The following is a 23203-nucleotide window of genomic DNA, read 5'->3' on the forward strand; positions in this document are numbered from 1 at the left end:
ATGGCTTTATTTCTTGGTCTCTTGATTTTTTCTTTTGTGGTGACGAGTATTGTGATTGTTCCTTTTATTGGTTTTTTATATCGGCTTAAATTTACTCGGAAAGTTGAAGCGCCTAAAAACGGCAAAGTGCCCTTATTCGATAAAATGCATGATTGGAAAGCAGGGACACCCGTAGGCGGCGGTTTGTTGATTATCGGTTTGGTTAGCTTGTTGTACGCGATTCTTTTTCCTCTTCTTAGATATCTGGGTGTTTATGTTACCGCGGTTCATACCTTAAGAGATGAACTCAATATTATTTTTTTTAGCTTTATTTCTTTTGGTTTATTAGGTTTTTACGATGATTTTGTTAAATTTTTTGGTAAGGCGAGAAAAGGAGTAATTGGTCGGAGTTTTGGTTTAAGTCGTTATGTTAAATTTTTCATTCAATTAACTCTGGCTTTGATAATTGCCTCAATGCTTTATTTTAACCTCAGAATAGACATTATTCACATCCCTTTGACTCATATTGTTTTTTATCTTGGCTGGTGGTACATTCCCTTCGCGGCTTTAGTCATCATTTCTTTTGTTAATGCCTATAATATTACTGATGGTCTTGATGGCTTAGCTGCTGGTTTATTAATGATTTGTCTTTTTGCCTTCTGGATTCTTTCAACCGCTGTTTTAGACACGACCCTATCGGTTTTCCTTTCTCTTTGGATTGGTGCTTTAATTGCTTTTCTTTATTTTAATATTTATCCAGCCAGAATCTGGCTAGGCGACAGCGGAGCACTTTCATTTGGGGCTACTTTAGCCGTAGTTGGTCTTCTAATTGGTAAAATTTTTGCCTTGGTGTTTATTGGTGGTTTCTTTGTTGGTGAAGCAGCCTCAAGCTTAATCCAAATTATTTCCCTGCGGGTTTTTAAACGCCGCGTTTTTAAAATTGCTCCTTTTCATCTTTGGCTTCAGGCTCGAGGTTGGGAGGAACCGAAAATCGTATCCAGGGCTTGGTTAGCTGGTCTAATGCTAGCCATTATTGGTATCTGGCTGGCCATCATCTAGTTTTTTGACATGAGAAGGCTTAAACAAAACAAAATTTCCCTAAAATTATCTCATCAAAAAGCAGACTGGCTTCTAATTCTTTTAGTTTTAGGCTTGACAGTTTTTGGCTTGATTATGATTGCCAATGCTTCCGTGGTTGAAGCCTATCGTGATTTTGGCGACAAGCTCTACTACTTCAAACTTCAGCTCCAATGGGCAGGCCTAGGTTTAATCGGTTTTATCTTGGCCAGCTTTTTTAATTACCGAAGGTTAAAATCTTTGGCCGTTCCCTTATTGATTGTTAGTTTAATTAGCCTAGGATTGGTTTTAGTTCCGGGTTTAGGGACAAAGATTATGGGCGCCCAAAGATGGTTGGCGATCGGGGCTTTTCGCTTCCAACCAGCTGAGCTTGCCAAATTAGCTTTTGTCTTTTATCTGGCGGCCTTTATGAGTCAGAAGAAAAGTCCTTGGCCTTTTTTAATTCTTTTAACTCTTTTAATTGGTTTAGTGATTCTTGAACCTGATTTGGGGACGGCCGTGATTATTGCCGCCACTGGCTTGGTGGTTTACTTTGCTTCTGGAGCACCCCTTCTCTGGTTAGGTCTTTTAGGCATCTTAGGTTTCTTATCAGGTTTGGGTTTAATTTTTTCTTCTCCTTATCGAAAAGAACGGGTTTTAACTTTTCTTGATCCTAGCCGCGATCCGCTAGGGGCTTCCTACCATATTCGCCAAATTCTTTTAGCCCTTGGTTCAGGTGGCTTATTTGGTTTAGGCCTTGGTCAGTCACGCCAGAAATATGAATATCTGCCGGCGGCGGCCACCGATTCGATTTTTGCGATTATGGCTGAAGAAATTGGTTTCATCGGCGCCTTAGTAATTATTTTTGTCTTTCTGCTTCTAATTTGGCGGGGATTCAAAATTGCCAAGGAAGCCCCGGATAAATTTGGTACTCTTTTGGCCACCGGTATTATTTCCTGGATTGGTTTTCAAACCTTAATCAATCTCTCAGCCATTGTCGCTCTTGTTCCTCTGACCGGCGTCCCTCTGCCTTTCATTTCCTATGGGGGTTCCTCGCTGATTCTAATTATGACGGCCAGCGGGATTTTAGTAAATATTTCTAAGCAAAAAGTGGTCGAGAAATAAATTTGTTTTTAATAAATAAATCTTTAAAAGAATGACGGAATATCCAGAAAAACAACCAGCCATCGACGAAATTTGGCATTCCCAATTTGAAAAAAATGGAATGGTTGAAGCATATGAATATTTAGAAGGTTATAAGAACCATAGAGAAGAGCAAAAAAGGCTTTTTTTATCAGGTGAAGTTCGCAATCCCATTCTTGATTATCCTCGACTTGACCCAGATGATTTAAAAGGAAGAGAAGAGGCATTATTAAGTTTGAAAGAAGAAATTTTGGCTAAAGAGGAGAATGAAATTGTTGGGCAGGCATATAGATGGAAAATAAATGAAAGCGTAGCTAAATTAAGAATGCTTCAGGCTTCGATTAGCGGAGATATGAGAAGATTTAAACGCTATTCAGAGTTTATTTATGGCAAGCCGTCCTATGAGATTTTTGTTTTTACTGTCCAATCTCTTCGGACAAAAATAAACGAATATCGAAACTCAGATAATCGACCACTTAGTCGGGCAGCAAGAGAGTTGGATGAAGTTCTGCCCCAGGAAACAGAGAGAGCGGGTTTTGTTTCTTTGCCATCAGAGGGAACTATCAGTCTTGCAGAAAGAGAAACAGCGAAAGCAATAGGAGATCTTGTCCATCTTCCTGAAGTTGAAGGCGAATTAGGGGTTGACGAAATTAAAGATATCTTTCAGAAAGCTTTGGATTCTTTAAATTTAGATGAATGGGAGGTTGTTACTGATATTAGTGGTAAACCTGGTGCCAGTGTTGATCAGGAAGAGAAAAAAATAAAAATTCCAGAATCAAAAAAGTTACTCTTCAAAGAAGTCCAGTCCCTTTTGGTTCATGAGATTGGCACTCATGTCGCTAGGAGAGAAAAAGGAGAAAGAAGCAGATTAAGGTTGTTAGGGCCAGGCTTGGATAGATATGAGCGGGGAGAAGAGGGAATAGCAACAATGCGAAGCCAGATTGTTAGTGGCCAAATAGAAGACTTTTCCGGCTTAACAGGACATTTAGCTATTAGTCTTGCCTACGGATTAGATGGCAAGCCTAGAGATTTTCGAGATGTTTATGAAATTATGCAGAAATATTATTTCTTTGATAGATTGGTGAAAGGTAAAAATATTCAAAAAGCAAAAGAAGAAGCTCAGAGATTAGCCTGGAACAAAGGAATAAGAACTTTCAGAGGTACAGATTACACTACTCCTGGAGTTTGTTTTACTAAGGACATCATCTATAGAGAAGGTAATATTGGCGTTTGGGAATTAATTGGAAAAAAACCAAACGAATTTAGAAGAATCACCGTGGGGAAATATGATCCCACTAATCCACGCCATCTTTATATTTTAGATCAATTAGGAATTTCTGAATCTTAAATTGATTCTTCAGATATAGAAGAGCAGTTAAATGGTTAAAAGAATTTTCCCTTTTTACGAATCAGTTTGTTTAAGCCTTTTTTGAATATCCTTGCTAAAGTTGATTTTTCCTGAGTGAAAATTGATCTACCATCACCCATCAGTTTTGACCAACAAGAAAGAATAATCCATTCACCCTTTTCATTCTGTTTAGCGACAACCTCAATTCTTTGCTGACCATAATTTTTAAAAAACTTTTTTGAACCAGGCGTTTTTCCAGGCAGACTGCCATCAGGATGTTGGAAAGTATACCAGGCATCACCTTGGGTAATCTTTCGATTGTAAAGGCGGTTAATGGCGTGATTCGTAAAAATAGCGTTCAAATAACGTTTTTTCATCATGCTTAATGCTATAATTCATTATAGACTATATAATAGAGAATTTTAATTAATGAAAAAGAAAATCGTGATTACCGGCGGCCACGTTACTCCGGCTTTGGCCGTTATTGATGAATTAGAAAAAAAACCTTACCAAATTTATTATTTTGGCCGTCGCTATACTTCTGAAGCCCATAAAGCCTTGCCCATGGAAGCGGTTTTATTAAGAGAAAAAGAGATTACCTATATCCCTATTACCGCCGGTAAAATCCAGCGCTATTTTGATCAATATACTTTTTTTTCTTATTTAAAAATTCCTCTGGGCTTTTTTCAAGCTTTGGGTTATTTAATCAGAATCAAACCAAACTTAATCATCTCTTTTGGCGGTTACGTCAGTGTTCCTGTGGTTTTAGCCGGTTGGTTGTTAAAAATCTCAATTCTGACTCATGAACAAACCGCCAGCTATGGTTTGGCTAGTCGCTTTAATAGTTATTTTGCCAAGAAAATTGCTGTTTCTTGGCCGATCAGCCAAAAATATTTTCCTAAAAAGAAAGTCATTTTGACCGGTAACCCAATTAGGAAAGAAGTTCTTCAGACTAATAAAAAAATCTGGCAGGTTTTTGATTTTGACGAAAAATTACCTTTAATTTTTATTACCGGTGGCAATCAGGGTTCTCGAATAATTAATCAAACCGTCAGTCAATTAATTAATCAGTTAGTTAAGAAATATAATCTTTTTCACCACCTTGGTCCGGTAGGTAGCCAAGGGATTCTTAAAGAGTTGGAAAAGAGAAGACAAAAGATGCCTTCTCAATTAAGAAATCGTTATCATTTTAAAAAATATCTCGACAGCCAGGAGATGGGTACCTTTTTAAACAAGGCTGATTTAATTATTTCTCGGTCTGGGGCCAATACGGTCACGGAACTCGCGGCTTTGGGAAAACCAGCTTTATTCATTCCTCTGCCTTTCGCGGCGACTGATGAACAAACGAAAAATGCTCAGCTTTTGGTTACGGCCGGGACAGCGGAGGTTCTACCTCAGGAAAAGTTAAGTCCTAAAAGATTATGGCAATTAATAGAAAAGATGATGACTCATCTTGATGATTATCAAAAGAAATCTTCTCAAGCTAAAAAGTTAGTTAAGCTTGATGCTTCCAAAGAAATTGTCAGGTTGGCTGAGAAAATCATCCAGTGAAAATAAAAAAGACAATCATTAAACTCCTGAAATTCTTGCTTATTTTTTTAGGGATAACTTCGTTTATTGTTGGTCTCTTTTTGGTTCTGAAAAGTGATTTTTTTAAAGTAAATCAGGTAGTTTGTTTTGAGAATCAAAATGCTTGTCAATCAGATTTATGGTTTCAGATCAACGGTTTGGTTTTAGGCAAAAATATTGTTTTGCTTTCACCCCAAAAAGTTGAGGAAGAGATTAAGGGAAAATTGACAGAAATTGATGAGATTAAGATGGAGAAACACCTGCCGAATAAATTAGTTATTCATCTGAGTAAAAGAAGACCTTTGGCAATTATTGAAACCGATAGTCATTATTATCAGGTTGATTACCAGGGTTTTGTCTTGGCTGAGCTTCAACAGCCAACTGATTTACCCCTGATTACCAGCAGCGAATCAGCGATAATCGTTGATAACCATCAGTTCAAATCAACCGCAGTGATTAGCAGTCTTAATTGTCTTTATCAGTTACTGATGAAGAATATTGAGGTCCGTCGTCTTGAGATTAATCTTTTTGAAGACTTAACTCTTTTTCTCAAAAAAGGCCCAGAAGTCTTAATTTCTTCTAAAAAAGGAATTGGTCAACAAGTTGACTCTTTACAATCAATTTTAGGGCGGGCTAAAATAGAGGGTAAACAAATTAAGGTGATTGATTTACGCTTTGATAAGCCAGTCGTTACCTTTATCTGACTTATGGCTAAACAAAGAATTATTGCTGGAATTGATGTTGGCTCCTCGAAGATAGCCACCATTATCGGTTCAGTTGGAGAAGAAGAAAAACAAATAAAAGTTATTGGTGCTTCGAGCATTCCCTCACGCGGTATTAGAAAAGGCCAAATTGTTAATATCGAAGAAGCGGCTGAAGCAGTGATTGAGTCAGTCGAAGCGGCTGAGAGAATGGCTGGTTATAGTTTAACCAGAGCCGTGGTTTCGGTGAGCGGGCCTCATCTTACTTCTCAAAACTCAAGAGGGGTTGTCGCCGTGGCCGAGCCTGAAGGAGAAATTAATGGTGATGACGTTCTTCGGGTTATTGAAGCCGCTAAAGCTATTTCCTTGCCTTCTTCAAGAGAAGTGATCCATGTCGTTCCCCGCTATTTTACGGTTGACGGTCAGGATGGTATCAGAGACCCGGTCGGAATGTCTGGTGTGAGGTTGGAAGTCGAAACCCACATTGTGACTGGTTCAACCACGGCCATGAGGAACTTGGCTAAATGTGTTTCCGAAGTTGGCGCCGACGTCCAGAATTTGGTGGCCGCTGGCTTGGCTTCAGCCGAAGCGATTTTAACGGAGACAGAAATGGAATTAGGGGTGGTTTTGGTTGATATTGGCGGGGGAGTCACTGACGTTGTTGTTTTTATTGAGGGCGCACCATTTTACACGGTGGTTCTACCCATTGGCGCCAAAAACGTGACCAATGATTTAGCCATTGGCCTAAGGCTTTCACTTGAATCAGCCGAGAAGATCAAAACCTTTTTTTCAGAGAAAGAGAATTGGCCTAAAATGAAAAAGGTCAAGTTAGAAAAAGAGAAAAGGGAAAAAGAGGCGGAGAAGGATGAAGACGAGCTTGATCTAAAAGATTTAGGGATTGTCGAGGAAGTAAAAAAAGTTTCTAAAAAGACTTTAAGCGAGGGAATTATTAGACCAAGACTTAACGAAATCTTTACGATGGTTGGTTTAGAACTGAAGAAAAGCGGGGTAATTGGTTTAACCCCGGCCGGGATTGTCATTACCGGTGGCGGTGCCTTAACCATCGGTATTAAAGAAGCGGCTAAGCGTAATTTATCAATGCCAATTAGGATTGGCGTCCCTCAAGGAATCGGTGGTTTAATCGATGAAGCCGAAAAAACCGAGTTTGCCACTGGCGTGGGTTTGCTCCATTATGGGGCTAAAAGTGATGTTAGGAGTACGAGCAGCTTTTCTTTGTTGAAAATCGGTAAAAAGTTAGAAAAAATTCCCTTAAGGGGAGTGGTGGGTAAAGCCACTAATTTAATAAAACAATTTCTGCCCTAGACAATTGTGCTATTATAGTTAAAGAGATTATAGAAAAAATTTCTTCCTGTTTTTCCTGCCCAGAGATAAACAATGGCGCTTGTTAAACCAGATACAGCCAGCTTTGCCAGAATTAAAGTTTTAGGGATTGGTGGTGGTGGTGGTAATGCCATCAATACCATGATTGAGGAGGAATCAATCAGAGGGGTTGAATTTATTGCCATTAACACCGATGCCCAAGCCCTTCTCGTTAACAAAGCCGAAACGAAAATCCAGATTGGGGAAAAGCTTACTCGGGGTTTAGGAGCCGGCGGTGATCCCGAATCCGGTCGTCAGGCGGCTGAAGAATCAAGAGAAAAACTAAAAGAATACATGGCCGATACGGACATGGTTTTTATCGCCGGAGGGGAAGGTGGCGGAACCTGCACTGGCGCAACGCCGGTCATTGCCGAGATCGCCAGAGAATTAGGGGCTTTAACGATTGCTGTCGTCACCAAACCCTTTACTTTTGAAGGCACCAGAAGAATGGTCATTGCCGAAGACGGCATTGAGAATCTCAAAGACAAAGTTGATACTTTAATTGTCATTCCCAATCAAAGAATTATGGAAGTGATTGACCAAAAAGTCACCTTAGTCGAAGCCTTTAAGGTAGTTGATGGGGTTCTAGGTCAAGGAGTTCAGGGTATCTCTGACATTATCACCGTTCCCGGATTAATCAACGTTGATTTTGCTGATGTTAAAGCGATTATGGGAGATGCCGGTTCTTCTTTACTGGGAATCGGAACAGGAGTGGGCGAAAATCGAGCCCAGGCCGCGGCTCGGGGTGCCATTTCCTCCCGTCTCTTAGATGTTTCGATTGAGGGAGCTAAGGGTATTCTTTTCAATGTTACTGGCGGCAAGGATTTGACCATGTCTGAGGTTGATGAAGCCGCGAAAATCATTTCCACCGCGGCGGATGCTGATGCGAATATTATCTTCGGCGCCGTGATTGATGATAATATGGTCGACCAGATTAAGATTATTGTCATTGCCACTGGTTTTGACGAAGCCAGACTTCGTCTCGCCAAACTAGCCAGATTAAGATCTCCTAGAACCGAACCTAGAGGGATTATCAGTGAAAAACCAGAACCAGGAGAAGAAATAAGAGAACCAGAGGAAGAAGAACCGGAAAGAAAAGAGAAAGCAGAAGAAGAGGAAGAAGACTATTCTGAATTTGATATTCCTGCTTTCTTGAGGCAGGGAAGGTAAACCCCTTGTGGTTCAAAAAATTATTTGTTAGAATAAACCCTAATGGAAAAATTAATTAATAAGATTAAAAAGTTTATCGGTATTATTAGTAAATAGGAGCTGTGGTAAAAGCCATGGCTTCTGAAGTCGTCCTTAAAAACAAGGACGATTTTTTGTAGAATAAGATTATGAAGAAAAAGAAACCATTTTTTAAACCTGTTTCCTCAAGAGTCAATTTTGTCGAGCTGGAAAAAAAGATTCTGAAATGGTGGTATCAATCTGGTTTGGTGGAAAAATATCTTCAACGCAATCGTCAGTCTAAAAAACGCTTTTCTTTTTTAGATGGTCCGATTACGGCCAATAATCCTATGGGTGTTCATCATGCCTGGGGCAGAACCTACAAAGATTTATGGCAGCGGTTTTTTAATATGAGAGGCTATAAACAGCGTTTCCAGAATGGTTTTGATTGTCAAGGTCTTTGGGTTGAGGTAGAGGTGGAAAAGGAACTTGGTTTTAAGAATAAAAAAGATATTGAGGATTATGGTATTGCTAAGTTTGTTGAGAAATGTAAAGCCAGAGTTAATCAATATGCCAAAGTTCAAACCGATCAATCTAAGCGCTTAGGTTTTTTCATGGATTGGGATAATTCCTATTACACGATGAGCGATGAGAATAATTACATGATTTGGGCTTTTCTGAAAAAGTGCTGGCAGGACGGCAATCTTTATAAAGGTTGGGATACAGTCACTTGGTGTCCCCGTTGCGGCACGGCCATTAGTGAACATGAAATTCTCACTGAAGAATATCAAGAATTAACCCATACCGCCATTTATCTACGTTTTCCAATTGTTGGCCGAAAAAATGAATATCTTTTAGTCTGGACCACCACGCCCTGGACAATTCCCGCTAATGCTTTGATTGCCGCCAATCCAGAGATAATTTATGCTCAGGTTGAATTTGAAAAAAAGAAATATTGGCTGGCGGCTAGTTTGGTACCTAGAGTTTTTGGCAAAAATGTGAAGATCATTAAAAAAGTTAAGGGAAAAGAATTAATAGAAAAAGAAAAGATAAAACATTACCAGGCGCCTTTTGAAGATTTACCAATGATTAAGAAAATGAGGAAGAAGCCTTATTTCTATTCTCTGGTTTTATCAGAAGAATTAGTTAATGAAGCTGAAGGAACAGGTTTAGTTCATATCTCACCCGGAACCGGAACCGAAGACTATCGCTTTGTAGTCAAGGATTTGGGCTGGCGGGAAATTGTTTTTCCGGCTGTTGACGAAGCTGGCCGCTACATCCAAGGTTACGATTGGCTAGAAGGTAAGAGCGCTAAAGAAAAACCAAATCTAATCATTGATTATCTCAAAAAAGAAAAGAACGATTTCTTTTTTAAGACCGAAGAATACACTCATCGTTATCCTGTTTGTTGGCGTTGTAAAAGCGAATTGATCTGGCGCTTAGTTGAAGAGTGGTATATTGCCATGGATGATAATAATCAGAAAAAGGCCAAGAATTACCGTCAGCAAATGATTAAAGTGGCGAAGAAGGTTGAATGGTTGCCTTCTTTTGGTCTTGATCGAGAGTTGGATTGGTTGCGAAATATGGAAGACTGGATGATTTCTAAGAAAAGATATTGGGGATTAGCCTTACCGGTTTGGGAATGCGATTGTGGCCACTTTGAGGTCGTTGGTTCTAAAGAAGAATTGAAGAAAAAAGCGGTTAAAGGTTGGGAGAAGTTTACTGGCCACACGCCTCATCGGCCTTGGATTGATGAAGTTAAAATTCAGTGTCCGAAATGTAATAAGGAGATGAATCGGGTAGCTGATGTCGGCAATCCCTGGCTTGATGCTGGTATTGTTTCTTTTTCGACTTTAGTTGATCCTCAAACTAAGAAAGTAAGCTATTTGACTGATAAAAAATATTGGCGAGAATGGTTTCCGGCTGATTTTATTACCGAATCCTTTCCCGGCCAATTTAAAAACTGGTTTTACTCAGTCATTGCCATGGCTACGGTTTTAGAAAACAGAAAACCCTACAAAGCGGTTTTAGGCTACGCCACGCTTTTGGCTGAAAATGGTCAGCCAATGCATAAATCTTCTGGCAATATGATTGAATTTGACGAAGCGGCCGAAAAAATTGGAGTTGACGTCATGCGTTGGATTTACACTCGTCAAAATCCGGCCAATAATCTTTTGTTTGGTTATCATCTGGCTGATGAAACCAGACGCCGCTTTCACCTTATCCTTTGGAACGTTTTTAACTTTCTTATTACCTATGCCAATCTCGATCGCTGGCAGCCAAGAAAAGAATTATCTTCAAAACCAACCAAGCTCGATTTATGGATTTTAACCAGACTTGATGAGGTGATTATCAAAGTCACCAGAAAGATGGAGGCTTATGATGTCAGTAAAGCGACCCAGATAATTGAGGACTTTGTTCAGGATCTATCAACCTGGTATCTACGTCGTTCTCGGGGACGAGTTGGTCCCACCGTTCAAGATAAAAAGGACAGAGATTTAACTTACAGTGTTCTTTATACGGTTTTATTAACCTTGACCAAGGTTTTAGCTCCGCTGACACCCTATTTAGCTGAAGAAATTTATCAAACCCTAGTTAATGGCGGTCGGTTAAACGTTAAAGATTCAGTTCATTTGGCTGATTGGCCAGAGGTCAGAACAAAAGAAGTTTTAGATAAAAAACTCTTGGTCCAAATGGAACAGGTGAGAAAAATCTGCGAATTGGGTCACGCAATTCGCAAAGAAGAAAAGATCAAAGTCAGACAGCCGCTGCAATTAATTAAGGTTGCCACAAAAGCAAAAATAGATTTAGATGACGAGTTAACCCAATTAATTTTAGAGGAACTCAATCTTAAACAAGTCAGCTGGCAAGTAGAAACTAAACAAAAAGATGAGATTGAGGTTAAATTGGAAACTAAAATTACTCCTAAACTCAAAGCTGAAGGCGAGTTAAGAGAAATGATTCGGTGTGTCCAAGAATTAAGAAAAGAAGCAGGTTGTCAATTAGATGAAAAGATAATCGTTACTTTACCTAAACTGCCCAAAGAAAAGAAAATGCTTGATTATTTTAAGCAAGCGACTTTAGCCAAAGAAGTAAAAAAAGGTGAAAAGATAATTCTTAGCAGGCAAAAATGAACAAGCGTTTCTTTGAGTTTGATTGGGCTTTGCTTTTTATAATTTTGATTTTATTAACAATCGGTCTAGTAACGATTAGTAGTCTAGATAGAAATCTTTTTTTCCAACAATTTTTCCACTTTCTAATTGGTTTACTCTTTTTTATTCTCTTCAGCAAGATTGACTATCATCTCTACCAGCGCTATAAATGGTGGCTTTTTATTGGTGCCCTAGTTTTTCTTTCCTCAACCTTTGTTTTTGGCGCCGTGACTCGAGGCTCAATCCGTTGGATAAGAATCTTTGGTCTCACTCTCCAACCTTCAGAGTTAATCAAGCCTTTGCTGGTTGTCTTTTTTGCTTCTCTGTTTTTTGAACTCAAAAAACTTTCTTTGACTAATTTGCTTAAAGCTGGTGGCCTGATTATGATACCTGTTTTGCTGATTTTTCTTCAGCCTGATCTCAGTAGTAGTTTGGTTGTTTTGACCGCTTGGCTAGGAATTGTTTTAGCTACAGGGATTTCCTGGAAAATTGTTGTTAGTTCCTTTGTCTTTTTCTTAGCTGGCCTACCGATTAGCTGGCGCCTCTTAAAACCCTATCAACAACAACGAATTTTTAGTTTTTTGAATCCCTTGGCTGATCCCTTGGGCGCTGGCTATAATTTAATTCAATCAGTGGTGGCGGTTGGTTCCGGCCAGCTTTTAGGCAGGGGACTAGGCAAGGGGACCCAAGCCCAACTAATGTTTTTACCAGAAAGACACAGTGATTTCATCTTTGCCACCATTGCCGAAGAATTTGGTTTTTTAGGCAGTTTTTTCCTGATTGTTTTAATTGGTTTTTTGTTTTGGCGACTCCTTGAGATTGCTCGTTCAACGCGTGATGGCTTAGGTTTCCTTATTTCTTTAGGCATCTTTACTCTTTTGGTTAGCCAAACCTTAATCAATATTGGCATGAACCTAGGTTTATTGCCGATTACCGGTGTTACCCTGCCTTTGGTTTCCTATGGAGGCAGTTCTCTGGTTGCCAGCCTGATCAGCTTAGGAATCATCAATAATATTGCTATCCAGAAAAAAAGAAACCAGGCCCTTGAAATTAAGTAGGAGTTGAATTAAAATTAGAAGTCATGAAATATGCTGTTATCGAGATAAATAATCGCCAACACAAAGTCACTGAAGGTGAAGAATTGGCGGTTGACAAACTTGAAGGTAAAAAAGGAGAAAAATTAACTTTTGATAAGGTCTTGCTTTTAATTGATGAGAAAAAAAGGTTTATAGGCCAGCCTCTAGTCAAGGGAGCTAAAGTGACAGCCGAAATCATTGAGCAATTCAAAGACAAAAAGATTAGAGTGGCCACCTACAAAGCTAAATCAAGATACAGAAAAGTAAAAGGTCACCGATCTCAACTAACTAAAATAAAGATAAACAAGATTAGTCTTTCTAAATCTTCTTCAAAATAAAAACCTCATATTTGACGCTATAGGATTATTGTGGTATCCTCTTTGACAAGAATCATTACGCATGAGAAGAGGAGGTCGAAGTGAGAGAAGGAGAATTTGAAGGGAGGCGCCAAGATCTAATAGTTATCCCTACCCAAGAAAGCGTGGCCTCAGGGATGCTATACGGTTGTCTAACAAGCGCCAACTTTCGAGAGAAGAGAGGCCTTGTCATTCGAGCTGATGAGCTCGAAGTGACAATCCGGGTTCCGGAAGGCCAGGAATACGAAGAAGTTAAGGCATGGGTCAAGAAGAAAGGTAGTGAGCGCAGTCTCATCATTCGGATCACCTAATCCATCTTCTTGGCCGAAACTGGCTCTTGTTATTCATAGGCACGAGCCAGTTTTCTTTTCCCCAAATAAAAACTCGCCTCTAATTAAAAGCTACTTTTAACTTTAAGCGAGTTTACTAGCACATTTTTCTCCTACAACGCTTAGAGAAAGAATCGAAAAATTTCAATCCTTTCTGAAAAGGTTGTAGGATTTGAAATGAAAGAAAGAGGAGGGGGTTAGTAGTCATCGTTGACTACTGCTTCCCGATTTCTAGTAGGAGTGCCTTAGTTGGCGTAATACCTGTTCGTCTCTATCTCTTGCTTTTCTTGGCCTTCCTGTTTGTCTTCTTCGTCCTTTCTTCGTTGTTTCCTTTTCTGCTACCCTTTTCAGAGCCATTTTGTGGGCCCGTTGCATGTGTGCGTGGAGTACCCTCGGCGTACCTGTTGGTCTGCAAGAGTTGGATCGCCTTTCCGAGGCAATCCTCTTGCTTCTGCTCCTATTATATCTCGAACCAGATCTTGGTCTTGCCATTTCCCCTTCCTTTCTTCCTTCCTGTTATGTGCGAGATTTCTATTTTTGTTTATATCAAATTATGGGACTAAAAAGCAAGTACATTTTATAGGATTGATTTGAACCCCTTTTTTTGCTATATTTCCTAACTAAGAGAGGGAGTAAAGTCAAGGAGGGAAGAGTGGGTAGTCAAGAGGTCTTCAAGGACTCTTTCTGTAAGAGTCGTCAAGTGGCTGAGGAAATCATGTCAGACTTTGCCGCGAGGGCATTCGACTATAAGGGAGCAGAGCTTGTAGTCAAGTTTGAGATGAGGATGAGAATGAGGATGGATTTGGCCATTCGAAGGGTATCTACGCAGTCTGAGAAGTTGGGATATCTTTTTGGCTATATCAAGGCCGTGAATGGTCTCTTTGAGATAGCGAATAAGAGGCCGAACGCTAACGCGAACGAGTTGTCTGAAGAATTCAGGAACCTTTTAGCTGTAGCTCAAATACAGCTTCCTGAATATTCATTTTCGGATTCCTTTCTGGAATAGAAGCATTTACTCCCTCTCTCATCCTCTCTTATTCTTCGTGTAAATATTGACAAGTGTGAAAAAATTTGTTACTTTGATTAGACAATGGCAAAAACTAAAGCTGGTGGCAGTAAAGCGAGTCAACTATCACCCCGGCCTGGTAAAAGGTTAGGAGTGAAAATTTTTGGTGGCCAGGCAGTCAAGGCTGGTAATATTATTATTCGCCAGCGAGGAACTAAGTTCCATCCTGGTTCTGGTGTGGGGATTGGCCGAGATCATACCCTTTTTGCTCTTAAAGACGGCATGGTTGAATTTATTAAAAGACAAGGCAGAAAACTAATCACTGTTTCTTAAAAAAAATGGCTAAACAGATTGTTGATATTAATATAAACGAGCTTCAATCAAACCCCCTTCAGCCGCGAGGTGTGGTTACTCCCGAGTCCTTAGTTGATTTAATTGAGTCGATTAAGGAACATGGTATTCTTGAACCTTTGGTGATTGCCAAAACTCCGGCTGGCTATCAAATTATTGCTGGTGAACGTCGCTGGCGGGCGGCTAAATCGGCTGGTTTGGCGACAGTGCCGGTCATCATTAAAGAAACCTCGCCTCGGGGAATGTTAGAAATGGCTTTGGTGGAAAATGTTCAGCGGGAAGATTTGAATGCTCTTGATCGGGCCAAAGCTTTTATTAGGCTAATTGAAGAGTTTGGTTTAACCAACAAAGAAATATCTAAGAGAATTAGTAAAAGCTCTGCTTACATTTCCAATTCGATCAAATTGCTTTCTTTACCTGATGCTCTCAAGGATGGTCTTTTGTCTGGTTTGATTACTGAAGGTCATGCTCGGGCTTTATCCTCAATTGACGATACTAAATTAATGATTGAGGCCTACAAAATTATTCTTCGTGAATCTGGTTCAGTCCGGAGAGCTGAAGAAGTGGCTCGGCGAATTAAGAAAAAAGGTAAACAGCCTTCTAAAACAAAGACGGCGGAGAGACCTCTAATCGTTTCTGAAGAGACAGATAAAGTTCAGGAAGATCTTCATCGGGCTCTTGGTGGTGAAGAAGATGTCCATGTCAAGTTAACTCGTTCTCGCGCCCAAACCAAACTCTACATTGTTCTCAAAGGCAACACGAAAAAGACAGAAGATAAACTTCAGAAGATTTACCGCGGGATTACCAAAGCAAACTAATAGTCAACCCTTCTAATAATTCCAACTCTGTCAACCGGCCAGTAACGAAGCCAAACTTTACCGACAATATTCTTTTCTGGAACCGTCCCCCAATCTCGAGAGTCTGAACTGTAGGGCCGATTATCACCAGAAACAAAGTATTGATTTTCATCAAGAGTAATACTTTGACCTGATTGCCAGAAGTGACCAGCGCTGGTGCAAAGATTTTCAGGTAAATACTCTTCTTCTAAAATCTGGCCATTGACAAGAATATGACAATTTTCTACCTTAATGCTGTCTCCGGGCAGACCAGTAATTCTTTTAATGTAATCATATTTTTCATTCCCTGGAGCCTTAAAAACAATTATATCACCCCTTTTGGGTTCGCTTAATTGATAAGTGATTTTATCAGTTAAAAGATATTCTTGATCCTGAAAATTAGGATACATAGAATTACCTCTGACTTGATGGGGTTGAAAAAGAAAGAGATACATCAAAACGAAGATTGCCAGAGCAATTACAAAAGTTTCAACGATATCGAGAAAGAAGCCACCAATCTTCCTGAAAAAAACCATATGAAACAATATTATTCTTCTTTAAATTGTCTGTAAAGCCTGAATTTGCTAAAATCAAGAGTGATGGGTGATTAGCTCAGTTGGTTAGAGCGCTTCGTTCACATCGAAGAGGTCGCAGGTTCGAATCCTGCATCACCCACTAATTTATTTCTCTAGTTAATAATTAATTATGGAAGGAAGGGGGGGGAAAGATCTGGGAGGGAGGAGAAGGTTCTGTGTGGTGATGAACGTCAGGATTTGATTCGCACCCAAGACCAAGCACCGGGGGCACAGGACCAAACAAGAGTCCCGTTCCTCCTTGCGATGAACAGCAAGGAAACGAACCTCCTCACACGGACCCTCCCAGATTTCAAACTATCTTATAGGCAACCTCCTTTCGCATCGAGCCAAAGGAACCGCTTTGATTCCTGGAGATTGACTAGTTGTCAAGGATTTCATTGTAGCAAATGGAAATTAGAGAAGTCAAGGCAGAAACTCTAGAGGGGACATCATGGGCTGTTCTGGCGGCTGAAAGTGCCACATTTTGTCCCCCCTTTTTTGTTTGCCTATTCCTAAGTACCCGTGTAGAGGGCATAGCTATTCTTTGCCATGATGATAGTACCCATCCCTACCGAGAGACTCAGGATGAAGCCAGTTGAGTATGTTGGAAGGAAAGCAGCGATGACAACCCCAGAGACAAAACCCAGGATTATCAGTATGATCGAGATGGCGGCCAAGATGAGGACTAGGAGACAGCCTTCTTCTTCATGCTTTCCAGTGTCCAGGTAGATCATTAGGGTCCAGACCAGATAGCCTAGAGGGATATGCACCCCCCAGAACATTCCGATCCGGAACGTTCTCTCCTGCCATTCTCCAAGGGCAGCTGAACCCGCGAAGAGAGCGAGGAGAAGAAAGATGATAGAGCAGAAGACCATCGAGATGCGCCATTCCCATCTATGCGATTCTACTATCCGAAGCTGTTCATGCAGACTCCATTTGCTCATCCTACCTTCCTCCTATCTCAATGTGCCACCAGAACAAATTAAGTATATTTAAAAAAGACTTCTAAGTCAATATTATGGGAATATAGATTAAGAATTTATTAATATTAATTTGAAGTGTTAGAAGGGGACATTGCGTTGTTTTGGTGGCGAGAGCTGCCACGCTTTGTCCCCTCCTTGTTTGTTGGCTGTCAGCCTTTATTGAGAACATTAGAAAACTCAATGATCATTAAACCTCCTGCGATACTGACGGCGTACCCCCAAAGCATTATTCTTGGGGCTACCAGTATTAGGACGAAGCCAATCGGTATACCAGCTATGATCATTCCCAGGCTGCCGAAACAGACAAAACAGCCAAGGAACCAGCGAAAGGTGTTGTCTGGGTTTTTTATCGGTGCTATCGCATTGAATATGATATAGACAAATCTTCCCGCTGGAGAGATTGTTCCGACCATTACACCGGCCAGGAACAAGTTACTCATACCTTCTTGTATCTCCTTTGGTATTCCTAAAAATAAAAGGAGAGTTACAAGAACGACAACAAAGCAGTAATAGATTCTCTTGGCCCTTCTCTCTAGTCTATCTACATCTTCTTTTTTCATGGTCTTCTCCGATCTCAAAACATCATGTCTAGTCTTCCTTACATTTATGAGGGTCATCCTGAGAGAGCTGATATAAGCTATAGCTACCCCTTGCCATTTCGATGATCCCTACCCCTAGTGAGAGGGTAAAGATATAGCCAATAAGGCTCATTTTTGATTGAAACAAAAGAGGTAGGCCGATTCCAAAGATTGGTCCTAGAGCTATTATAATTATCCCAACTATGAGAATAAGGAATGGGTCTGAAACCTTCCCTCTTAGGAATAGGGCTATGTTACAGACCAGAAAGCCGGTGGGAGTGACTAACCCCACTAGCATTCCCCCTAGAAATGAACTTTCTTGCAGGCATTCGGGGTAGTTAGCCATAAATGTGAGGAAAGCGACTAGAAGGAACAGGACAGAATAGAAGACAACTACAATGTTTTGCTCCTGTTTTTCATCCCTCATCTCTCTTTTGAGGATCCGATAGCGATCTTTCAATTTCAGATTCTTGACGGACATCGGTTTCTCTCCTTATTGTCAGGTATCAGGTATTAACAAGTGAATGTGCCACCAAAACAAACTAAGTATATTTAAAAGAGACTTCTAAGTCAATATTATGGGTAATATTTGATTTGTTAAATATGGCTCTATTTGATAAAATTTAAACAGGTACGGATATAGTTTAGATGGACAGAGGGCAGGAGGAAAGAATGAGAGGCGAGGGTAGTTCAGAGTTGGCAACGCGTATATTTCTATCATTCATGGTATTTGTGGGTTTCGGGATAGCAGGTTTTGGGATTGTAAAGAGCTACAATCTAGTAGGAAGCTCTGCTATCATTATCCTCGTCATTGCCATGATCATGGCTTTCTTGATTGCCTACAAGGTCTTAGATCCAGGTCTTGCTAGGAGAATCAAGGAAGCTAAGAAACGCTAGAAAGGCACATTAACATGCTTCAAGGGGGGAGTCAATGTCAATGTAGATATTGACTGCATGTATAAACTCAAACCCCCTTTCCGCTTTTTATTCTATTTCATAAGATTGGAGAAGATAGTCTTGAATAATGCGAAGATTTTCTTCTATTTCAGTTGGAGGAAGAGTAAATTTCTTCCAAATTTCTAAATGTTTTTCTAGAAGTGAAAGATTAAGAATTAACTGATAAGTTTTAATTTGAGCCTTTTTATTTTTACCATTTTCAAATTAGTTTGAACCTTTTGAAGTTTTGATATTCGCCCAAACATTTACCACCATCAAAGCAATCAAGATTGAAAGCAAGGCAATGAGAACCTGTCTGAATTCAATATTATTGTAGAGAAAATCAGAATGAATAAAATAGAGTATTCCATTAAGAATAAGAGCAACCCCAATAGCAAAAAACTTTAAAACAATTATATTCATTTAAATGAGCGGGTTTTTATTTTGAAGAACAAAATATTGATCAAAACTGTCTTCCCGCTCAAGAACTGTTCTAATACAATATTTCTATTCATTTCTTGACAACTTGTGAAAAGGGTGCTACGGTAAGTTTAATGGGGTAAGTTTACTAAAACTCCACACGTCCGTTAAGGGGAAGTTTTTTGGTCCGCTGAAAGGCGGATTTTTTATTGGAATTTTTAAAGAAAGGAGGTGAAAAAGAATGAAAAAAATATTTTTTGTTTTAATGAGTCTGGTCTTAGTATTTGGATTAGCTGGTGTCGTTAGAGCTGAAGTAAACCCTGTAACACCCAGCACGAACGATATTAATCGTACAAATGAATGGGCTCATGTTGATCAGCTCAGTATGGGCGTAGGAGAAACGGATTTACAATTCATCAGTACAAGGAACTTTTATAGTTGTTTCGAATATCGAACTGACGGTGATACCAGTCAGGTGATCGCAGAAAACGGTGGAGTAAACTACAACACTAACATTACTGATGGTTTGTATCCTTACTACTGCCAGAATAACAACAGTAGTACCCATACTATCAATGCTAACGAATATGTTGAAATCCGTATGGTATTTGGAGCAGAGACAGATGAGCGTTTTGACTGGACAAGATTTGATGTACTGACAGTTCCGACAAAAGCAGATGTTTTAATGGACAGTGGCGTTCCGGGGGGATGGTTTAGAAGATGCCCCTGGTTTACAAAAGCCATTTAATCCTAAATCTAAGGCAGGTGATCACGCTGGGATGAAGTAGTTCAAACTGAATCCCACAAGCAACACTCTAATGACATAATAAAATTTATGTCAGAGGTTGTTTTGTTACATTTGTTCACTAATCCCCCCCCTGCCTAGGATTAATCTAAGTGAAATTATTAAGGTTTTTCAAACAACGGTGATAGTTGAACAGGCAAGAGAAAGGTTAAAACTTATTAAAATATTTCTCAAGTAATCATTTGTCCAATTTAATGGCTTCATATTTATCTAATAGAACAGATAATAAATTGCTCTTACCCTCCACAATAGCTTGAAGGTCTTTAAGCGTTAAAACAATAATCACAATGTTATCTTGATGGAATTCTTTAAGTATAGTAAGCTCAGCGTCTTTCTTATCTTTTTCGACGTCTTTTGAGCTTCCCGTTATCCCCCTTTTCGTTACCAAAATACCACAATTGCAATAGGAAAAGTGGACATTAGCAATAAAATTTTTAACTTCTTGGACACCGACTTTTTCTGTAAACCAATTTTTACACTCAACTAATATAAATTTACCTAAAACATCATAGATTGGGTCATACTTTACTGAATTGCGAATTATTAAATCTAACTGAGCGTCTTGGGTTCTTTGATTAGTCCTTACATCGAAACCCTCAATCCCGCTAAATAAATACGCTGCTAATTTTTCTAGAGCTTTACCTTTTTTAACTTTACTTAAGGATTTTTTATTAGCTTCCTCTAATAATTTTCTTGAAAATGAAGTGTTTATATCAAACAGTTGTCTATCGATGTCTCTTGTCTTTGAAACACTTTCATCTAATTTAAATTCCAAAACGAAACGCTCAGGATAAAAAAGGTCAGTGGGACTCGCGCTTTTAGTTAAGTCGTCTATTTTTTTTGCCAGAGCTTCTATCTCTTCATGGGGGGGATTTGGAATTCGTTCCTTAAAACAATATATCCTGGCCTATTTTTGTAATGTTGTTTGTCATCAATAATATCTTCCGTAATCGCTAGTTGAAAGTGCCTTTTAGCTTTAGTTAATCTTCCTAAAGTTAAATTAATAAGCCCTATTTGATGCAAGGGGGCGCCCTTATGAAGTCTTTTATTCAACTTTGTTTGTAGGGTGATTAAAAGTCTATAGAGGGTTTGATAAAAATCTTCAGATAATGTGCTAAAACCTATTTGTAATAAATCAAAACCAACATCTGTCCATGGACCTTCTGCAAATTCTCTTATTTTGTCTGGAGATTTATCAGCTAGTTTAGTTAGAAATTCTTCAAAACGACCCTTAAGGCCTTCGTAAAAATGATAATTACCTCGGACATCCACCGCCAACAGCTTTCTCGCCTGCTGGTAAGCGCGCATGTCTTCAATTGGAAAGCAATCTAAAAAGCCAACTACTTTATCATGGAAAGACGAAGGAGGAAGAGTGTACTCCACTCCGGTAATTTTATTTTTAACTTTTTTACTCCCAGTCCCATCCATTTTTTTGAATTTTGTAAGTTGATATTGCAGACAACAAGGGTTAGATTAAGAACAATTTAGCTCCCTTATTAGGACTCGAATTGAGGGTAATTATATCATTAATCAATAAATGGTACAATATCGGCGAAGTGAAATTAGGAGACTTAACAGTCATAATTCCAAGTTATAATGGAAGTGAATTATTAGATATTTGTTTGACTTCGTTATATAAGCAAGAAATAGTTCCCAATGAAATAATTGTAATAAATAATGGCTCAGAGGATGAAACAGAGAGTTTCTTGAAAAAAAAATATCCCGAGGTGCGGATAATATCTTTTTCTGAGAATCAAGGATTTGCAGAGGCGGTGAATATGGGCATTAAAAATGCGAAATTTGAAAAAATTTTCATTCTTAATAATGATACGAAATTGGATAAAGAATGCTTAAAGTATTTATTAAGAGATTTAGAAAAAGATTACAGATTAGATGCCGTTGCTCCATTGATTTTCCTGTCAAATAATAAAGTTGATTCTTCTGGGAGTTTTATTAACGAATTAGGCCAAGCCTTTCATGATAGGGGAAGAGTTAAAAAAAATCAGAATAAAGAAATTTTTTTAATTACCGCTGCAGCTGTCCTAATTCGAAAAAACATTTTTAAAAAGGTTGGAATGTTTGAAGAGAAATTTTTTGCTTATGGTGAAGATGTTGATTGGTCTTTTAGAGCTCAATTAGCTGGATGTAGTTTTATATGTGATCAAAGAGCAGTTGTTTATCACGAACATAAAGCTACTAGTTCGAGAAATCCTCAGTTTCTCGAATATTTACAGTTTAGAAATGCTTATCTTTTTATCTTAAGATGTTTTCCATTAAAGACTTTACTTAAAAGAGGTAGGCTTTTTGGAATATTTTTAACAAATATCAATACATTTTTTTATTTATTGTTTAAAGGTTTTATTTTAGAAGCCATAAAAGCAGAACTTTGGCTAATACTTAACTTGCCCTGGATTTTAAGAGAGAGGCTAAAAATTCAAAAAAATAGAAAAGTTAATCTTGAATATATAGATAATAATCTAAAACCTAAAGAAATAAGATTACTTAAACTTTTAAAATGAAGAAAATTTTTATAATAATTGTTAGCTATAACGGAGGAAATAAACTTGTAAAAACTCTTAATTTTGTTAAAAAAATTATTGAAAAAGATAAGAATGTAAGCTTAATAGTTGTAGATAACGCTTCTAGAGATGGTTCGATTAAAGAAATTAAAAAAATTATTCGATCTTTTAAATTAATTCGCAATAGAAAAAATCTAGGATTTGCTAGGGCCAATAATCAGGGAATGAAACAGGCGATTAAAGACGGAGCTGATAAAATTTTACTGTTAAACCAAGATGCCTATTTAAGAAATAAAGATTTTTTATCTCTAATTAAAAATCAAAATGATATTTCGAGTCCGATAATCAAGTTTAAAAGAAATAGTGAGTTTATTTATGATCTAGGGGGAAAGCTTAATAGGGTTATTATGCGACCTTATCATATTGAGAAATTTAAAAGACAGAACAAAAATTACGAAGTTGATTATGTTTCTGGATGTTGCATGTTAATTGATGTTTCGGTCCTTAAAAAGATTGGTTATCTTGAAGAAGATTTCTTTCTTTATTTTGAGGATGTTGATTTTTGTTTGAGGGCTTCAAAAGCAGGATTTAAAATAGGTGTAGAATTAAACGCTGAAGTTCTACACGATTTTGATGAAAAAGAGCAAAAGTCTATAAAATCAATTTATTATTTAATTAAGAGCAATTTACTTTTTATCAATAAATGGGCAAAGTTCCCAAATAAAACAATGGCTTATTTTTATTGGTTTTTTATAAGTTCCAAGATGTTATTTAGAAAACTAGTTTATAATATTGTTAAACTATGATCTCATCAGTTATTCTTACCAAAAACGAAGAAGAAAATATTGAAGAATGTATAAAGTCTCTTAATTGGTGTGATGAAGTAATTGTTATTGATAATTATTCTGAGGATAAGACTCGGGAGGTTGCAAAGAAAT

General features: G+C 38.5%; 26 protein-coding genes and 1 tRNA gene. 19 read left to right on the top strand and 8 right to left on the bottom strand.

The genetic code is table 11. The features are described 5' to 3' along the window. From VMY36_00585 to VMY36_00595, 3 genes are read left to right on the top strand one after another with little or no spacing between them, the layout of a single operon-like run. Positions 1 to 1038 carry a phospho-N-acetylmuramoyl-pentapeptide-transferase gene (locus VMY36_00585; GenBank protein ID HUV42393.1) on the top strand — a complete coding sequence of 346 codons (1038 nt, stop codon included), beginning with the start codon at positions 1 to 3 and terminating at the stop codon, positions 1036 to 1038. Between the two features lie 9 nt (positions 1039 to 1047). Further along, positions 1048 to 2160, top strand: coding sequence for a putative lipid II flippase FtsW (ftsW, locus tag VMY36_00590; protein ID HUV42394.1), 1113 nt, complete (start codon positions 1048 to 1050; stop codon positions 2158 to 2160). A gap of 31 nt (positions 2161 to 2191) precedes the next feature. Beyond that, positions 2192 to 3526, top strand: coding sequence for a tyrosine/phenylalanine carboxypeptidase domain-containing protein (locus VMY36_00595; protein HUV42395.1), 1335 nt, complete (start codon positions 2192 to 2194; stop codon positions 3524 to 3526). 35 nt (positions 3527 to 3561) lie between these two features. Here VMY36_00595 and VMY36_00600 read toward each other — a convergent pair whose 3' ends face one another. Next, positions 3562 to 3906: a hypothetical protein gene (locus tag VMY36_00600; GenBank protein HUV42396.1), complete on the bottom strand. Its 345-nt coding sequence runs from the start codon at positions 3904 to 3906 to the stop codon at positions 3562 to 3564. A 49-nt stretch (positions 3907 to 3955) separates the two neighbouring features. On the opposite strand from VMY36_00600, the gene VMY36_00605 reads away from it, so the two are divergent. From VMY36_00605 to VMY36_00650, 10 genes are all read left to right on the top strand, one after another. Then, positions 3956 to 5077, top strand: a complete 1122-nt coding sequence (locus VMY36_00605) for a UDP-N-acetylglucosamine--N-acetylmuramyl-(pentapeptide) pyrophosphoryl-undecaprenol N-acetylglucosamine transferase (GenBank protein ID HUV42397.1) — start codon at positions 3956 to 3958, stop codon at positions 5075 to 5077. Further along, positions 5074 to 5799, top strand: coding sequence for an FtsQ-type POTRA domain-containing protein (locus tag VMY36_00610; GenBank protein HUV42398.1), 726 nt, complete (start codon positions 5074 to 5076; stop codon positions 5797 to 5799). Before VMY36_00605 ends, VMY36_00610 begins: the two co-directional genes overlap by 4 nt. A 3-nt stretch (positions 5800 to 5802) precedes the next feature. Beyond that, a complete protein-coding gene (gene ftsA, locus VMY36_00615; GenBank protein ID HUV42399.1) occupies positions 5803 to 7119 on the top strand; it encodes a cell division protein FtsA in 1317 nt (438 codons plus the stop codon). A 72-nt stretch (positions 7120 to 7191) separates the two neighbouring features. Beyond that, complete coding sequence (gene ftsZ, locus VMY36_00620; protein ID HUV42400.1) at positions 7192 to 8346, top strand: cell division protein FtsZ; 1155 nt, start codon at positions 7192 to 7194, stop codon at positions 8344 to 8346. 167 nt (positions 8347 to 8513) lie between these two features. Next, positions 8514 to 11477, top strand: coding sequence for an isoleucine--tRNA ligase (gene ileS / locus VMY36_00625; protein HUV42401.1), 2964 nt, complete (start codon positions 8514 to 8516; stop codon positions 11475 to 11477). Then, positions 11474 to 12553, top strand: a complete 1080-nt coding sequence (rodA, locus tag VMY36_00630; GenBank protein HUV42402.1) for a rod shape-determining protein RodA — start codon at positions 11474 to 11476, stop codon at positions 12551 to 12553. Before ileS ends, rodA begins: the two co-directional genes overlap by 4 nt. A gap of 23 nt (positions 12554 to 12576) precedes the next feature. After that, the gene (rplU, locus tag VMY36_00635; protein ID HUV42403.1) at positions 12577 to 12909 is read left to right on the top strand and encodes a 50S ribosomal protein L21; all 333 of its coding nucleotides are present in this window, start codon (positions 12577 to 12579) and stop codon (positions 12907 to 12909) included. A 1047-nt stretch (positions 12910 to 13956) separates the two neighbouring features. Beyond that, on the top strand, positions 13957 to 14262 hold the full coding sequence (locus VMY36_00640; protein HUV42404.1) for a hypothetical protein: 306 nt from the start codon (positions 13957 to 13959) through the stop codon (positions 14260 to 14262). Between the two features lie 84 nt (positions 14263 to 14346). Beyond that, the gene (rpmA, locus tag VMY36_00645; GenBank protein HUV42405.1) at positions 14347 to 14595 is read left to right on the top strand and encodes a 50S ribosomal protein L27; all 249 of its coding nucleotides are present in this window, start codon (positions 14347 to 14349) and stop codon (positions 14593 to 14595) included. A 5-nt stretch (positions 14596 to 14600) separates the two neighbouring features. Next, a complete protein-coding gene (locus tag VMY36_00650; GenBank protein HUV42406.1) occupies positions 14601 to 15431 on the top strand; it encodes a ParB/RepB/Spo0J family partition protein in 831 nt (276 codons plus the stop codon). Here VMY36_00650 and lepB read toward each other — a convergent pair. Beyond that, the gene (lepB, locus tag VMY36_00655; protein ID HUV42407.1) at positions 15428 to 15985 is read right to left on the bottom strand and encodes a signal peptidase I; all 558 of its coding nucleotides are present in this window, start codon (positions 15983 to 15985) and stop codon (positions 15428 to 15430) included. The two genes, VMY36_00650 and lepB, sit on opposite strands and share 4 nt — an antisense overlap. Before the next feature lie 65 nt (positions 15986 to 16050). Between lepB and VMY36_00660 the strand changes: the two genes are divergently transcribed. Continuing rightward, a tRNA-Val gene (locus VMY36_00660) sits at positions 16051 to 16124 on the top strand. Between the two features lie 412 nt (positions 16125 to 16536). Here VMY36_00660 and VMY36_00665 read toward each other — a convergent pair. From VMY36_00665 to VMY36_00675, 3 genes are all read right to left on the bottom strand, one after another. After that, positions 16537 to 16968, bottom strand: coding sequence for a hypothetical protein (locus tag VMY36_00665; protein ID HUV42408.1), 432 nt, complete (start codon positions 16966 to 16968; stop codon positions 16537 to 16539). 188 nt (positions 16969 to 17156) lie between these two features. Continuing rightward, the gene (locus tag VMY36_00670; GenBank protein ID HUV42409.1) at positions 17157 to 17567 is read right to left on the bottom strand and encodes a hypothetical protein; all 411 of its coding nucleotides are present in this window, start codon (positions 17565 to 17567) and stop codon (positions 17157 to 17159) included. Between the two features lie 28 nt (positions 17568 to 17595). Next, positions 17596 to 18066 carry a hypothetical protein gene (locus tag VMY36_00675; protein ID HUV42410.1) on the bottom strand — a complete coding sequence of 157 codons (471 nt, stop codon included), beginning with the start codon at positions 18064 to 18066 and terminating at the stop codon, positions 17596 to 17598. Positions 18067 to 18308: 242 nt separating this feature from the next. On the opposite strand from VMY36_00675, the gene VMY36_00680 reads away from it, so the two are divergent. Then, a complete protein-coding gene (locus VMY36_00680; GenBank protein HUV42411.1) occupies positions 18309 to 18482 on the top strand; it encodes a hypothetical protein in 174 nt (57 codons plus the stop codon). Positions 18483 to 18746: 264 nt separating this feature from the next. Here the strand turns inward: VMY36_00680 and VMY36_00685 are convergent, their stop codons facing one another. Then, a complete protein-coding gene (locus VMY36_00685) occupies positions 18747 to 18944 on the bottom strand; it encodes a hypothetical protein (GenBank protein HUV42412.1) in 198 nt (65 codons plus the stop codon). A 238-nt stretch (positions 18945 to 19182) separates the two neighbouring features. Here VMY36_00685 and VMY36_00690 point away from each other — a divergent pair, with 238 nt between their 5' ends. After that, positions 19183 to 19689 carry a hypothetical protein gene (locus VMY36_00690; protein ID HUV42413.1) on the top strand — a complete coding sequence of 169 codons (507 nt, stop codon included), beginning with the start codon at positions 19183 to 19185 and terminating at the stop codon, positions 19687 to 19689. 235 nt (positions 19690 to 19924) lie between these two features. On the opposite strand, the gene VMY36_00695 is transcribed toward VMY36_00690, so the two are convergent. Together VMY36_00695 and VMY36_00700 are read right to left on the bottom strand one after the other, a co-directional pair. Continuing rightward, positions 19925 to 20521 carry a restriction endonuclease gene (locus VMY36_00695; GenBank protein ID HUV42414.1) on the bottom strand — a complete coding sequence of 199 codons (597 nt, stop codon included), beginning with the start codon at positions 20519 to 20521 and terminating at the stop codon, positions 19925 to 19927. A 77-nt stretch (positions 20522 to 20598) separates the two neighbouring features. Next, on the bottom strand, positions 20599 to 21174 hold the full coding sequence (locus VMY36_00700) for a hypothetical protein (protein ID HUV42415.1): 576 nt from the start codon (positions 21172 to 21174) through the stop codon (positions 20599 to 20601). Positions 21175 to 21302: 128 nt separating this feature from the next. On the opposite strand from VMY36_00700, the gene VMY36_00705 reads away from it, so the two are divergent. The 3 genes from VMY36_00705 to VMY36_00715 form a co-directional block, all read left to right on the top strand. Beyond that, positions 21303 to 22265: a glycosyltransferase family 2 protein gene (locus tag VMY36_00705; GenBank protein ID HUV42416.1), complete on the top strand. Its 963-nt coding sequence runs from the start codon at positions 21303 to 21305 to the stop codon at positions 22263 to 22265. Next, on the top strand, positions 22262 to 23071 hold the full coding sequence (locus tag VMY36_00710; GenBank protein ID HUV42417.1) for a glycosyltransferase family 2 protein: 810 nt from the start codon (positions 22262 to 22264) through the stop codon (positions 23069 to 23071). The genes VMY36_00705 and VMY36_00710 overlap by 4 nt, the downstream gene beginning before the upstream one ends. Continuing rightward, on the top strand, positions 23068 to 23203 hold a 136-nt coding region (locus VMY36_00715; GenBank protein HUV42418.1), incomplete at its 3' end, for a glycosyltransferase. The genes VMY36_00710 and VMY36_00715, both read left to right, overlap by 4 nt.

It is taken from the genome of Patescibacteria group bacterium, assembly GCA_035529375.1.
Taxonomy (GTDB): Bacteria; Patescibacteriota; Microgenomatia; order PFEM01; family JAHIFH01; genus DATKWU01.

Bases quoted from the DNA above. Each gene is read 5' to 3' on its own strand.
- VMY36_00585 (HUV42393.1), top strand. From the start codon at position 1: ATGGCTTTATTTCTTGGTCTCTTGATTTTTTCTTTTGTGGTGACGAGT.
- ftsW (HUV42394.1), top strand. From the start codon at position 1,048: ATGAGAAGGCTTAAACAAAACAAAATTTCCCTAAAATTATCTCATCAA.
- VMY36_00595 (HUV42395.1), top strand. From the start codon at position 2,192: ATGACGGAATATCCAGAAAAACAACCAGCCATCGACGAAATTTGGCAT.
- VMY36_00600 (HUV42396.1), bottom strand. From the start codon at position 3,906: ATGATGAAAAAACGTTATTTGAACGCTATTTTTACGAATCACGCCATT.
- VMY36_00605 (HUV42397.1), top strand. From the start codon at position 3,956: ATGAAAAAGAAAATCGTGATTACCGGCGGCCACGTTACTCCGGCTTTG.
- ftsA (HUV42399.1), top strand. From the start codon at position 5,803: ATGGCTAAACAAAGAATTATTGCTGGAATTGATGTTGGCTCCTCGAAG.
- ftsZ (HUV42400.1), top strand. From the start codon at position 7,192: ATGGCGCTTGTTAAACCAGATACAGCCAGCTTTGCCAGAATTAAAGTT.
- ileS (HUV42401.1), top strand. From the start codon at position 8,514: ATGAAGAAAAAGAAACCATTTTTTAAACCTGTTTCCTCAAGAGTCAAT.
- rodA (HUV42402.1), top strand. From the start codon at position 11,474: ATGAACAAGCGTTTCTTTGAGTTTGATTGGGCTTTGCTTTTTATAATT.
- rplU (HUV42403.1), top strand. From the start codon at position 12,577: ATGAAATATGCTGTTATCGAGATAAATAATCGCCAACACAAAGTCACT.
- rpmA (HUV42405.1), top strand. From the start codon at position 14,347: ATGGCAAAAACTAAAGCTGGTGGCAGTAAAGCGAGTCAACTATCACCC.
- VMY36_00650 (HUV42406.1), top strand. From the start codon at position 14,601: ATGGCTAAACAGATTGTTGATATTAATATAAACGAGCTTCAATCAAAC.
- lepB (HUV42407.1), bottom strand. From the start codon at position 15,985: ATGGTTTTTTTCAGGAAGATTGGTGGCTTCTTTCTCGATATCGTTGAA.
- VMY36_00665 (HUV42408.1), bottom strand. From the start codon at position 16,968: ATGAGCAAATGGAGTCTGCATGAACAGCTTCGGATAGTAGAATCGCAT.
- VMY36_00670 (HUV42409.1), bottom strand. From the start codon at position 17,567: ATGAAAAAAGAAGATGTAGATAGACTAGAGAGAAGGGCCAAGAGAATC.
- VMY36_00675 (HUV42410.1), bottom strand. From the start codon at position 18,066: ATGTCCGTCAAGAATCTGAAATTGAAAGATCGCTATCGGATCCTCAAA.
- VMY36_00680 (HUV42411.1), top strand. From the start codon at position 18,309: ATGGTATTTGTGGGTTTCGGGATAGCAGGTTTTGGGATTGTAAAGAGC.
- VMY36_00685 (HUV42412.1), bottom strand. From the start codon at position 18,944: ATGAATATAATTGTTTTAAAGTTTTTTGCTATTGGGGTTGCTCTTATT.
- VMY36_00690 (HUV42413.1), top strand. From the start codon at position 19,183: ATGAAAAAAATATTTTTTGTTTTAATGAGTCTGGTCTTAGTATTTGGA.
- VMY36_00700 (HUV42415.1), bottom strand. From the start codon at position 21,174: ATGGATGGGACTGGGAGTAAAAAAGTTAAAAATAAAATTACCGGAGTG.
- VMY36_00710 (HUV42417.1), top strand. From the start codon at position 22,262: ATGAAGAAAATTTTTATAATAATTGTTAGCTATAACGGAGGAAATAAA.